The 13218-nt window shown below is 64.1% G+C and carries 10 protein-coding genes; all 10 read left to right on the top strand.

The window, feature by feature from the left end; genetic code table 11:
- Window positions 1-25: 25 nt before the first annotated feature.
- The 10 genes from NUW12_08910 to ssnA all read left to right on the top strand — a co-directional run bounded on the left by NUW12_08910 (window position 26) and on the right by ssnA (window position 13217).
- Entirely contained in the window at window positions 26-1390 is a 1365-nt protein-coding gene (locus tag NUW12_08910; protein MCR4402885.1) for an NAD(P)-dependent oxidoreductase, read from the top strand.
- A gap of 42 nt (window positions 1391-1432) precedes the next feature.
- Window positions 1433-2983 (top strand): hypothetical protein, encoded by a 1551-nt coding sequence (locus tag NUW12_08905; GenBank protein MCR4402884.1) that lies wholly within the window; start codon window positions 1433-1435, stop codon window positions 2981-2983.
- A gap of 153 nt (window positions 2984-3136) precedes the next feature.
- Window positions 3137-4342 (top strand): NAD-dependent dihydropyrimidine dehydrogenase subunit PreA, encoded by a 1206-nt coding sequence (preA, locus tag NUW12_08900; protein ID MCR4402883.1) that lies wholly within the window; start codon window positions 3137-3139, stop codon window positions 4340-4342.
- Window positions 4339-5295 carry a xanthine dehydrogenase family protein subunit M gene (locus NUW12_08895; protein ID MCR4402882.1) on the top strand — a complete coding sequence of 319 codons (957 nt, stop codon included), beginning with the start codon at window positions 4339-4341 and terminating at the stop codon, window positions 5293-5295. The genes preA and NUW12_08895 overlap by 4 nt, the downstream gene beginning before the upstream one ends.
- A complete protein-coding gene (locus tag NUW12_08890) occupies window positions 5292-5519 on the top strand; it encodes a MoaD/ThiS family protein (GenBank protein ID MCR4402881.1) in 228 nt (75 codons plus the stop codon). The genes NUW12_08895 and NUW12_08890 overlap by 4 nt, the downstream gene beginning before the upstream one ends.
- Window positions 5520-5592: 73 nt before the next feature.
- Window positions 5593-7932, top strand: coding sequence for a molybdopterin-dependent oxidoreductase (locus NUW12_08885; GenBank protein ID MCR4402880.1), 2340 nt, complete (start codon window positions 5593-5595; stop codon window positions 7930-7932).
- A 48-nt stretch (window positions 7933-7980) separates the two neighbouring features.
- Window positions 7981-10344 carry a xanthine dehydrogenase family protein molybdopterin-binding subunit gene (locus NUW12_08880; protein MCR4402879.1) on the top strand — a complete coding sequence of 788 codons (2364 nt, stop codon included), beginning with the start codon at window positions 7981-7983 and terminating at the stop codon, window positions 10342-10344.
- Window positions 10341-11228 (top strand): FAD binding domain-containing protein, encoded by an 888-nt coding sequence (locus NUW12_08875; protein MCR4402878.1) that lies wholly within the window; start codon window positions 10341-10343, stop codon window positions 11226-11228. Before NUW12_08880 ends, NUW12_08875 begins: the two co-directional genes overlap by 4 nt.
- Window positions 11225-11803, top strand: a complete 579-nt coding sequence (locus NUW12_08870) for a (2Fe-2S)-binding protein (protein MCR4402877.1) — start codon at window positions 11225-11227, stop codon at window positions 11801-11803. The genes NUW12_08875 and NUW12_08870 overlap by 4 nt, the downstream gene beginning before the upstream one ends.
- A gap of 85 nt (window positions 11804-11888) precedes the next feature.
- A complete protein-coding gene (gene ssnA, locus NUW12_08865; GenBank protein MCR4402876.1) occupies window positions 11889-13217 on the top strand; it encodes a putative aminohydrolase SsnA in 1329 nt (442 codons plus the stop codon).
- Window position 13218 lies beyond the last annotated feature (1 nt).

Genomic DNA, 13218 nt, shown 5'->3' with positions numbered 1-13218 from the left:
TGCCGAAGGGGAGGTAGACGTCACGATGGGCGCGAGGCCCAGGATGCATGAGCTTCCGCTCGACGAACGGAGGGCCGGATTCGACGAAGTGGAGCGAGGATTAGCACTCCACGAGGTGCTTGCCGAGGCTTCAAGGTGTCTCTTCTGTCATGACGCGCCGTGCGTCTCGGGGTGTCCCGCCGGGGTAGACGTTCCGGGGTTCATTCGGAGGCTCAAGACGAAGAACTTCATCGGTGCGGCGCGGCTAATACGCGAGACCAACGTCTTCGCAGGGGTTTGTGCAAGGGTCTGCCCGGCGGAAGAGCTCTGCGAGAAAAGGTGTTCCAGCACGAACCTTTCGGAGCCGATCGCCATCGCGGCGTTGCAGAGATTCGCGGCGGACGAGGAGGCGAAGAGGGGGATCAAGCTGCCACACGCCGCCGCGCCCACGGGCAAGAGGGTCGCGGTCGTTGGCTCGGGTCCGGCCGGGCTCGCTTGCGCTCACGAGCTTGTAAGGCTGGGGCATGCCGTGACGCTGTACGAGGGCGAGGAGAATCTCGGCGGGCTGCTCGTCCACGGAATACCGCGTTACCGGCTGCCGCTTGCCGTGGCGAAGACTGAGGTCGACGCCGTGCTCGCATCGCCCGGCCTCGAGGTAAGCAAAGGGGTCTGGGTTGGCAGGGACGTGTCGATGGCAGCGATCCGCAGGTCGTGTGACGCTGTCTTCCTCGCGCCTGGCCTGGGAGAAGTGTCTTCGCTAGGGATCCCGGGAGAGGGTCTTCATGGGGTCCTCAAGGCCGGGGAGTTTCTGAGGAGCGTCGCAACGGGCGCCTGCGCTCGCCTCGAGGGAAGGGTGGTTGTGATCGGTGGCGGAAACGTGGCGATGGATGCGGCCTGTTCCGCGCTTCGCTGCGGCGCCTCAGAGGTCGTGGTGGTGTACCGACGGTCTCGCGAGGAATTGCCGGCATGGAGAAGGGAATACGAATTCGCCTTGGCGGAAGGGGTAAGGTTCGAGTTCCTCACAGCCCCCGTGAGGTTCGTCGGTGATGGAGGGCGCCTCGCGGCGGTAGAGTGTGTGCGCACTCGCCTGGGAGAGCCGGATGCCGGTGGTCGGAAACGGCCTGAAATGATTCCCGGGACCGAGCATATGATCGAGGTACGTACCGTCATAGTGGCTGTGGGCCAGGCGCCCAGGCCGGAGCTCGTTGAGCTCTTCGGTGGCGGCGGGCTCGTCGCCTCCGGCGCGGCTGCCTTCGTGGCCGGGCTCATCCCGGTGGATCAGAGCACCATGATGACGCCCATCGAAGGTGTGTTCGCGGGCGGGGATGCGGTAGATGGCGGCGCCACTGTCGTGAAGGCTGTCGCGGAAGGGAGGAAGGCAGCCCGGGCCATCCACGCGTACCTTCAGTGAGCGTCCCATGTCACTCGAACACATGGAGGTGAGAACCAGGCGATGGGCGTGGGCTGGGTGGCCAGACAGAAAAGGGCTCATCTCTTCTCCTCGGTCGCTCGCGCGGGCGACGAGGCTACGGTCACGCGCTACGACATCTCTGTGCGGACCGATGTCGAACTAGGGAAGATCGAGGCCACAGCCATCGTAGCACTGAAGGTTCTTGTATCAGGTGCAACGAGGCACTGTTTCGTATTGAACAGCGGGCTCGCCGTGCGGGCCGTGGTCATGGACGGCGAGCGGTTGGAGACGCGGGAGACTGAACTTGCTGACGCACCCGGACTCAAGGCCGTATGGGTCAATCTGCCGGAGCCTTTCGACGAAGGACGTGAAGCGCGGATCACTTTCGTGTACGCTGGGCGGCCGGTGGGAGGCAGGTGGACGCACGTCGACGAGGGCGGGCTGCGCCTTTCGCGCAGGTCGGCGTGGTACCCCGTGGGGGCTGGGTTCGACTCGTTCACCGCGAGGGTGTCGTGCGCGACGTTTCCCGGGAATACCGCGGTCGTGGACGGAGACCTGGTGCTATCGTCCCAGACGGATGATCAGGCTGTCTACGTGTGGGAAGTAAGGGATCCTCTTTCTGGCCTCGCGCTTGCGGCGGGCAGGTTCACCTTGGAGCGCAGGGTCCACAGAGGCGTGCAGCTTGACCTCTATCTAGGGCCTAGTCTCAAGGACGGAGGCTTGCGCGCGATGGAGCTCTTCTGCCGGGTCATCGACGCCTACGCCTCGATTCTCGGTGAGCCAGAGGCCAGGCGGTTCACAGCGGTACTGAGGCGCAGGTATCCGGGGGAGGAGCCCACAGTGCGTCTTGTGGCGGCTCTCGCTCACGAGACCGCTCACATCTGGTGGGGCAGCCCGATATCGGTGGGGTTCCGCGATACTTGGTTCCACGAAGCGCTAGCTCGGTTGATGGCGTACGAGGTCGTGGGACGCGTTCTCGGGGATGAGGCGAGAGCCGCGCTCGTCCACGAGGAGATCGATAGGTACCACGCGGATTGTGCCATCGGCCCAGGCGGTGAGGAGAGCGTTCTCTCATGGGCGAGGAGCAAGGTGCTGGACGCGCCCAGGCATGTGTGTATCCGGGCGGCCCTGGGGCTCAGGATGGTCCACCACTTTCTGGGGGATGAGGCGTTCTTCGAGACGCTCAGGCTGCATGTATCACTGTACCGCGCGAAGCCGTCCGGGCTTGCGGAGTTCGTCAAGGTCGCACAGAGAGTGTCGGGCAAACCGGTCGAGAGCTTGATGAAGGAGTGGCTCGGCACGACCTCGAGTTTCGCCTACGAGATCCGAAACGCGCGCTGTTCTCCGAGACCCGGGGGCGGCTTCGTGACGAAGTTCGCCTTGATCAATTCGGGCGATGCGGTCGGGCCCGTTCAGGCAGATGTGCTCCTCGACGGCGGTGAACGTAAGACGCGAGAGAGAGTCACGCTCACCGGGCGCGACCAGGTTCACGTGATCTGCACGAGGCATCCGGTGATGGCAGTATCCCTTGATCCTGACGCATACATTCCCAACCGAAGTTGGAAGCGATGCAGGGTCGTCCTAGCGCCGTAGCGGGATCCGCGGCCGGGCACGAGCTCGTATCCCCAAGAGACCTTGGGGAAAAAACGTGGGTGGCCCGAGCCCTCCAGCCTCCATCCTCGCCAGGGCGGCGGACGGCCGTGAGGAGCGGAAAGCACGCATTCTTGCCTGCAGGAGGGACCGGAGATGGCGGACTTATCCATCGAGTTCTGCGGAGTGAAGTTCCCTAATCCCTTCACACTCGCGGCTGCGCCGCCTACAGACAACGCGGAGATGGTCGCCAGAGCGTTCGAGGCGGGCTGGGGCGGCGCGATCCTCAAGACGACTTCTGTCGAGACCGAGGTCGTTGAGCTCGTGTACCCGATGATGGCGGGGATCGACTACGAAGACAAGAAGCTGATGGGCCTCGAGAACATCGACCTCATCTCCGAGCGTCACATAGACGAAGTCGAACAGGACGTAAGGGCACTCAAGAAAGAGTACCCGGACAGAGTGGTCGGGGCGAGCATCATGGGGGCGAAGAAGGAGGACTGGCAGGAGCTCGTGCGAAGGCTGGAGGCCGCGGGAGTGGACCTCATCGAATGCAGTTTCTCGTGTCCCCACGGCATGCCCGAGCGGGGGATGGGCTCGACGATCGGACAAGACCCCGAGCTCACTGAGCGTACCGCGCGCTGGGTCAAGGAGGCCGCCCGGCGCGTCCCGGTCATCATCAAGCTGACACCGCAGATAGCCGATATCACCGAGGCGGCGCGCGCCGTGAAGAGAGCGGGGGCAGACGGCGTGTGTGCCATCAACACCCTCAAGAGCCTCATAGGCATAGACCTAGATACCTTCATTCCATACCCGAACGTGGGCGGGTATTCCGCGTTCGGCGGGTACTCGGGGCCGGCGATAAAGCCTGTGGCCCTCCGGTGCGTCGCGGAGATCGCGAAGGCCGTGGACATCCCCATCGCCGCGGCCGGTGGAATAAGCACGTGGAGCGATGCCGCGGAGTTCCTCCTGGTTGGCGCGACGAACATCCAGCTCTGCACGGCCGTGATGCGCCACGGATTCAGGATCATCGAGGACCTCATCGATGGGCTGGATGTGTTCCTCGAGGAGAAAGGCATGAACTCCGTCCGTGAGCTCGTCGGGAAGTCCCTCCCGTACATCGTCGAACACTCTCGGCTCTCCCGCCTGCACAAGGTGGTTGCGACCATCGATCACAAGACCTGCGTCAAGGATGATATCTGCTACGTCGCCTGCAGGGACGGGGGGCATCAAGCGATCGAGCTCGGTGAGGATCGTCTGCCCGTGGTGGACGAGAAGAAGTGCAAGGGCTGCGGGATGTGCGCCACGGTCTGCCCGGTGTACGGGCGTATACGGCTCGAACCAAAGGTGGGAGCGGTGTGAAGCCATTTGGCGCAATGCCGGTAGGGGTCGTGGTCCCCAAGAGTCTGGACGAAGCCGTGGAAGCCCTCGCGAGTTGGGGGCCGGAGGCGCGCGTAATGGCGGGCGGAACCGACCTCGTGGTCGAGCTCAAGGAGGGAAAGCGCGTCCCCGCGGTCATCGTCGACATCAGTCGGCTGGGGGAGCTCGAGGGGGTGCGAGTCGAAGGGGAGACAGGGGTGCTGGCAGCGGGCGAGGACGAGCCTGGAAGCGTCGCCGAAGGCGACGTGGTGTGGATAGGCGCACTCACGACCCATGAAGCCATCGCGGCGTCCCGCGTGGTGAGGACGGCCGCTCCGCTTCTCGCCGAGGCGTGCGCGTGCGTCGGCTCTCCCCAGATAAGGGCGAGGGGGACGATCGGAGGGAACATCTGCACCGCCTCCCCGGCGGGGGATGTGATACCACCGCTGTTCTGTTTGGAGGCATCCGTGGAAGTGAGGGGTCCCCGAGGAACTCGCACGGTGGACGTCGAGTCGTTCTTCGTGGGACCGAAGAGGTCTTATCTCCGTCCTGACGAGTTGGTCCTCGGGGTTAAGTTTCGGGCTCTCGGGCCGCGACACGTCTCGTTCTTCCGCAAGCTGGGACAGAGGAAGGCGATGGCCATATCCGTCGTGAACGCGGCTTTCGTCGCCCGGCGCCTTGGCCCCGGAGTGTTCGATGAGGTGCGTGTCGCCTTCGGATCCGTGGCTCCGACCGTCGTGAGGGCTCGTACGGCGGAGAACGCCCTGCGCGGGAGAAGGCTGAACGCTGAGGAGGCGAGATACGTCTCGGGTCTCGCATTCCGCGACGTCGTGCCGATCACCGATGTCAGGGGCTCGCAGGCGTACCGGCGCGAGATGGCTTGCAACCTGCTATACGAGGGTTTGCTGGGACTGCTGGTCGATCGAGACGGCGCCGGGGAGGTTCGGCAGGCATGAAAGTGAACGTCGTTCTGTTCGGCACCATGCGCAGGTACGCGGAGAGAGACAAGTTCGAGCTGGAGCTCAAGGAGGGTGCCACGCTTGGCGACCTACTGGATCGCCTGAGGATAGAAGATAGGGTGTACATCATCGTGCTCGTGAACGGGATGCGGGCAGATGAAGCAACCCCGCTCAGCGACGGCGCGGCTGTGCACATCCTCACGCCGGTGGGGGGCGGGTGACCACACGGGCGTTGTCGTGAAAAAGCGGGGCGCCGACGGACGGGAATGCCGAGCTCTGCGAGGAGGGACGCGTGTGAACGAGCCGAAGTGGGTGGGTGCCCGGGTCAGCCGCATTGACGCGTTCGACAAGGTCACTGGCAAGCTCAAGTTCATGTCCGACCTGTCGTTTCCCGACATGCTTTGGGGAGCTGTGCTTCGGAGTGAGCATCCTCATGCTCTGATAAGAGGGATAGACACGTCAAAGGCCGAAGCCATGGAAGGCGTGGTCACCGTGATGACCCACAGGGACGTGCCCGGTCTGAACGGCTTCGGAATCGTCATTCCGGACCAGCCCGTGCTTTGTTCCGACAAGGTCCGTTACATGGGGGACGCGATAGCTCTCGTCGCCGCTGTCTCCAAAGAGAAGGCGAGAGAGGCCCTAGGCGCCATCAGCGTTGAGTACGAGCCCTTACCGGTGGTTGAGGACCCGGAGGACGCGATGCTCGAATCGTCGCCCAAAGTGCATGACGGAGGGAACGTCCACCATCGCATCAAGGTGGAAAGAGGGGACGTGGACACCGCATTCCGTGAGGCGGAGGTGGTGGTGGAGAACACGTACTACACTCCCCGGCAGATGCACGCTTTCATGGAGACCGAGAGCGGGGTCGCCGCGATGGATGAGCATGGTGACATCACGGTTTGGTGCGGAAGCCAACATCCGTTCAGGGACCAGCTCCAGATAGCCCGCGCCCTCGGGATGAACCCCAAGAAGATCCACGTCGTATCGACCCCGGCGGGCGGCGCGTTCGGGGGAAAGGATGAGATAACCGTTCAGATCTACCTCGCTCTCCTTGCCCTTCGCACCGGCCGTCCCGTGAAGATCGTGCTTTCCCGCGAGGAATCGGTGGTCGCCGGCATGAAGCGCCATCCCATGAAGATCCGCATGAAGACCGCGGCGGCGGCTGACGGGACGCTCCTTGCCAACGAGGTCCGGGTGGTCGCAGACACGGGGGCGTACGCGTCCCTGGGAGGTCCGGTGGTCAATCTTGCCATCGAGCATTCGTGCGGGCCTTACCGCGTTCCCAACGTGAGGCTCGAGGGGTTCTGCGTTTACACCAATAACGGCTTGGCCGGCGCGTTCCGGGGTTTCGGCGCGAACCAAGTCACCTTCGCCTTGGAGACCCAGGTCGATATGATAGCCGAGCGGCTCGGCATGGACAAGATCGAGTTCCGGCGCAAGAACGCAGTCCGCCGCGGAGACGTGGCGGCGCTTGGCCACACCATGACGGCGTCTGTGGGGGCTCTGGCCACCCTCGGGGCCGCGTCACAGTGTGAGCTATGGAAACGTCGCGAGGAGCTGAAGGCGCGACCTTCCGCGCCCTACAAGAGACGGGGCGTCGGGTTGGCCACGGAGCTTCATGGGTGCGGGCTCGGAGTCGGGTTGCCGGACTACGGGGCCGCCACCATCGATCTGCTGTCCGATGGGCGGTTCGCCGTGGGAGTGAGCTGTCCCGAGATAGGTCAGGGCAATACCACGGCCTTCGCCCAGATGGCCGCGGACAGCCTGGGCTGCTCTCTGGAGGATATCGTAGTCGTTTCGGGGGACTCAAGGCACACTCTGGACTGTGGCACGTCGACGGCGTCGCGATCGGTGTACACCGGCGGCAACGCGATCCGATGCGCGGCCGCCAAGATACGTGACCAGCTGGCGGACATTGCTTCGGAGGCGCTGCGAGTACCCAAGGACGCCATCGCTTTCGGGCCGGGAGGCGTGGAAGCGAGCTCGTGTTCGGACCGGGACGCCGTGTCCTCCGGCGGGCGCGGGCGACTGTCGTTCAGCGAGATCGCCCGCATGGCCGAAGGCCAGGGCAAGAAGGTGAGGGCTGATGGGCACTTCATCTGGCCGGTGGCAGATCGGGGCCTGGAAGGGTATTTCGGCCTTCCACATTTGATCTACTCATACATCACCCAGCTCGCCCTCGTTGAGGTGAATACGCTCACCGGGGAAGTCGAGGTCCTTCGGGCCGTGTCCATTCCCAACCCGGGTAAGGCAATAAACCCAGCTGGCATTGAGGCGCAGTCGGAGGGCGGCGTGGTCATGGGAATGGGATACGCCCTCATGGAGGACACCATCATCGAACGGGGGATCACCAAGACACCGAACTTCTCCACGTACATAATACCCACGTCCATGGACGCGCCTGACATAGAGACAGTGATAGTTGAGGAGCCAGAGCCGTCGGGTCCTTTCGGAGCGAAGGGGATAGGCGAGGCGGTGTGCGTGCCCATCACCCCCGCCATAACCAACGCCATCCACGATGCGACCGGCATATGGGTGACACACATACCGGCAACCCCGGAGAGGGTGTACACGGCTCTCAAGAAGCACGCCCTGGAAGCCGGGGAAAGAGCGGCGACCGTCGTGGTCGGTTGAGTGGATGATCAAGCACGGCGTCGGAAAGGAGGCCTGCTAGGCGTGACGATGGCTCGAGATGAAACCGCCGACGGCGGCCGCGAGAACGGATTTTGCGTTGTGCACCGCCGTGCGAGGCGCGTGGACGCCGTTGAGAAGGTCACCGGGAGGGCCAAGTTTGGGGCCGACCTGTACTTCGATGGGATGCTCCATGCGAAGGTATTGAGAGCGAAGTTCCCGCATGCGAGGCTGGTGCGGATAGACGCAAGGGAAGCTTTGAAGGTCCCGGGAGTAGTCACTGTCCTCACTCACGAGGACATTCCGGGAGCCAAGACGTTCGGGCCCGTGCGGCGCGACATGCCTGTGCTCGCCTTCGACAAGACGCGCTACCTGGGCGATGGCGTGGCGGTTGTCGTGGCCGATACCGTCGACGCGGCCGAGATGGCGCTCGGGCTCGTGCGGGTGGACTACGAGGAACTCCCTGCTGTGTTTTCCCCTGAGGAAGCCATGGCGGAGAGTGCGCCCGTCCTGCACGATGATACGCCCGGCAACATCGTCAACCATCACAAGGTCCGCAAGGGCGACGTGGACGCGGGCTTTGCCGCGTCCGACATCGTGATCGAGCACGAATACCGCACCCAGTTCATCGAGCACGCATACATCGAACCCGAAGCGGCGGTGGCGGTGCCCAACCCGAACGAGGGGTCGGTCACGGTGTACGGGTCTGTGCAGAATCCGTTCACCGCGAGGCGCGTGGTAGCGGAGGTCCTGGGCGTCAGTCTCAACAAGGTGCGCATCGTGCAGTGCGCGATGGGAGGATCGTTCGGGGGAAAGGACGACACCATGTCCTGCATGTGCGCGAGGGTTGCGCTGGCGGCGCTCAAGACGAGGCGGCCTGTGAAGATGGTGAACAGCCGCGAAGAATCGATCATGGAAGGGTACAAGAGGCACCCTTACGTGCTCAGGTACAAGGCGGGAGCCACAAGAGATGGCGAGCTGCGGGCGATGGAGATCAGCATCACGGCAGACGCGGGGGCATACGCCTCCATGACGCCGTTCGTGACGTGGCGTTCGGTCGTCCAGGCGACGGGGCCTTACGAGGTTCCGAACGTGAAGACCGACGTGTACGGCGTGTACACGAACAACACATACACCGGAGCCATGAGGGGATTCGGAAGCCCGCAGATCACTTTCGCCCACGAGTCGCTCATGGACGAGCTCGCTGCGGAGCTGGGCATGGATCCTCTGGACCTTCGGCTCAAGAACGGGTTTCGGCAGGGGTCTGTCACAGCGACCGGGCAGGCTCTTGACGATCACGTGGTGAGCCTCGCGGAGGTAATCCGGAAGGCTGCGGACGCCATCGGGTACCGTGAGAAGAGGACGTCCCGCGCTGGTGCGGCGCGCGAGGCGGGAACGAGAACTGTACGTGGCGTCGGGCTTGCTGCGAGTTACCGCGGCGTAAGCCTCGGCGGTGAAGGCGTGGACGCCACGGGCGCCATCGTCTCCGTGCAGCAGGACGGCAGCGTATACGTGTACGCCGGCCTTGCGGAAAACGGTCAAGGGCTTCGCACGATATTCAGCCAGATCGCAGCGGAGGAGCTCGGGTGCAACCTCGAATCGATAGTGTTCGTTGATACCGACACCTCTCTCATCCCCGACGGGGGGCCCACGGTCGCGTCGCGGAGCACCACCATGGGTGGGAACGCCGTGCGCGACGCGGCCCGGAAGGTCCGGCATACGCTCCTGGCGGTTGCCGGAGAGCTGCTCGGCACGTCATCCGAGGCGCTAGTTGCCTCCGAGGGGAGGATATTCGCGGAAGACGATCCGGCGCGAAACGTGAGCTTCAGCCACGTTGCGAAGGCCGCGTACGACCGGGGCGAGCTCATGGCCGCGTTTGGATGGTACAAGGGCCCGAAGGTCTGGTGGAACGAAGAGCGCGGTCAGGGAAGGGCGTACTTCACCTACGTATACGGGTGCCAGGCCGTTGAGGTGGAGGTGGACACCGAGACGGGCAAGGTCAAAGTGCTGAAGGTTGCCGCTGCCCACGATGTAGGCAGGGCCATAAACCCCGCGACGGTGGAAGGCCAGATATACGGGGGCGTGGCGATGGGACTGGGGTACGGCTTGCTCGAGGAGGTCGAGATGGCAAGGGGCGTCACGAGGACGAGCAATTTCGACGAATACCTCATCGCCACGTCCATGGACATGCCTGAGGTAGTCCCGATAGTGGTCGAGAATCCGGACTCTTACGGACCATACGGGGCCAAGACCATAGGTGAACCCACATGCGAGCTCCTCGCACCGGCCATAGCGAACGCGGTCTACCACGCAAGCGGGAGGAGGATCCGCGAGCTTCCGTTGGACCTCGAGAGAGTCCTCCTGGGTCGGTCGCTCAAGTCTGGCCGGGGAGAAAGAGGAAGTGAAAGAAGATGACAACCGCGCGATTGGGTTACGCGGTGCCGGATACCTTGACGGAAGCCAGCGCGTTCCTGCGAGAGCACGCGGGGCGAGCCGAGGTCGTCGCAGGGGGCACCGACGTACTCGTCCGGCTGAGGCGGCGTGGCTGGCGTGGACCGGACGATGATCCGCACTGGCTGGTCGACATCTCGAGAATCCCCGGGCTTTCAGGCGTAACGAGCGACTGCGGCGTCATCAGGATCGGGGCGCTCACGACACATGTAGAGATCGCACGGAGTCCCATCATTCAGAAGGGCGCTCCCCTTCTCGCCGAAGCATGCGCCAGCGTGGGATCGCCGCAGATTCGCGCGCGAGGCACGATCGGCGGGAACGTCATGAACGCCTCGCCTGCCGCGGACACGATACCAGCCCTCGTGGCCCTCTCGGCCAGGGCGAGGCTTTCCGATGTCAGCGGTACGCGCGACATCCCAATCACCGACCTGTTCGGCGAGCCCTATGAGAATCGTGCGCTGCCGGGAGAGATACTGACGGAGGTGTATTTCGACGCGCTCCCTCCGGCCTGTGGGTGCGCCTTCGTGAAGCTGGGGAGGCGGGAGGCGTTGGCCATCGCTCGCATGAGCTGCGCAGCGGTCATCGAGCGCGACCGCGCCGGGCGTGTGGAGAGGGCGGCGATAGCCCCGGGGGCATGCCTTCCCATGCCGGCGCGGCTGCCCTCAGCCGAGGCGATCCTTCTCGATAGGCTCCCCGACGAGCGAGTTGTGGCCGCGGCGGCGCGGGAGGCGGCCGAGGAGATGGTGAGGAGAACCGGTGTGCGCTGGTCCACGGAATACAAAGAGCCAGCCTTTGAGGCGATCACCAGGCGGGCGCTGTGGAAGGCTTTGGGGGTGGACGCGGAATGAAGCAGCTCGAGCCGGGAGCCAAAGCCACGATGTCATTCAAGGTCAACGGCAACATGGTCGAAGTCGAGGTCTCGGCTGGCGACAGGCTCATCGACGTTCTGCGGGAGGGTCTTAGGCTCACGGGCGCCAAGGAAGGGTGCGGCATCGGAGAATGCGGAGCGTGCACAGTGCTTCTGGACGGAAGGGCGGTGAACTCCTGCCTCGTTCCGGCGATGCAGGCGGAAGGGCGAGAGGTCGAGACGGTGGAGGGACTCGCGAAGGACGGGAGGCTCCATCCCTTGCAGGAGGCGTTCATCGAACACACCGCGGTGCAGTGCGGGTTCTGCACACCCGGCATGCTCATGTCCGCCGCGGCACTCATCCGCGAGAATCCCCATCCCACTAGGGAGGAGATCGCCCGCGCGATCTCGGGAAACCTCTGCCGGTGCACGGGGTATCATCAGATAATCTCTGCAATCGAGGACGCGGCAAGACGGATGAGCCAAGAGCGTTTCGACCGCTCGCGTCTCGAGTCATCTGGGCCCGCAGTCACCGAAGACCTCGGGGGATCTTCTGACGAGCATAGACACAAGTAGCGCGACGTCGTCTGACGGGTCTCGGGAAGCTCCGGGGAACCGGGGAAGGGCACGAGAGCTGAAGGCGGCACGAGGAGGGGCTGCGATGATCGTGATCGGAGGAGGCTTTCTGATCACCCTTGACAGCGGAGGACGGGTCCTCGACGACGGGGCGATCGCCATCGAGGACGGCGTCATCCGCGAGGTGGGAGTGACGAGCGAGATACGGGAACACTATCCGGGCTGCGAGTTTGTGGACGCCGGAGGCAGGGTGATCATGCCCGGCATGATAAACGGCCACATGCACCTGTACAGCACGTTCGCGCGGGGTATGGCGCTGAAGGACGCACCGCCGCGCACTTTCATGCAGATCCTGGAACGCTTGTGGTGGAGGCTGGACAAGGCCCTAGGACCGGAGGATGTGTACGTGAGCGCGCTTGTTCCTCTCATGGACTGCGTTCGCTGCGGCACTACGACCATCCTGGACCACCACGCGAGCCCCATGGCGGTTCCAGGCATCCTCGACGAGGTAGCGCGAGCCGTCGAAGAGGCGGGCATAAGAGCCTGCCTTTCGTACGAGGTCTCCGACAGGGACGGCGAGGACATCGCTGACCAGGGCATCCGTGAGAATGCGAGGTTCATCCGGAGGTGCCGTGGTGAACGAGATGGGCGTCTCGCGGCCTCGTTCGGCCTGCATGCCCAGATGACGCTGTCTGACGCCACGCTTGCGAAGTGCCGCGAAGCCGCCGAGGGACTTGACGTGGGGTTCCACGTGCATGTGGCCGAAGGTCCGGAGGACGTGGAGGACGCCTTGGCAAAGTCGGGGAAGCGCGTCGTGGAGCGGCTCGACGCGTTCGGGATACTCGGGCCGAAAACCATCGCGGCTCACTGCGTCCACGTAAACGAGAGAGAGATGGACATCTTGAGGGAGCGCGGCGTCAACGTGGTGCACAATCCCGAGTCGAACATGGGGAACGCCGTCGGGGTGGCGCCGGTCGCACGCATGATGGGCAAGGGCGTGAGGGTCGGGCTCGGCACCGATGGGTACACCGCCGACATGTTCGAGTCGGTCAAGGTAGCGAACGTGCTCCACAAGCTGGCGGAGGGGAATCCCAGCGCCGCCTGGGCCGAGGTGCCCGCCATGGCATTCGCGAACAACAGGGAGATAGCCCGGCGCGTTTTCGGGCTGGAGGTGGGCACATTCGAAGCAGGGGCCGCGGGGGACGCCATAATCGTGGACTACCGTCCTCCGACGCCGCTCGACTCGCGCAACTACTATAGTCACGTCTTGTTCGGCATGAGCGGCGGCCTCGTGGATACGACGATCGTGGCAGGGCGGGTCCTGATGCGCGGTAGAAAGCTGACTGGATTGGACGAGGAGAGGATCGTGGCGCGCTCGCGCGAGCTTGCGAGGAAGGTATGGGAGAGGTTCTGAG

Source organism: Bacillota bacterium (assembly GCA_024653485.1).
Taxonomy (GTDB): domain Bacteria; phylum Bacillota; class SHA-98; order UBA4971; family UBA4971; genus UBA6256.
This window is presented reverse-complemented; position numbering and strand designations above follow the sequence as displayed.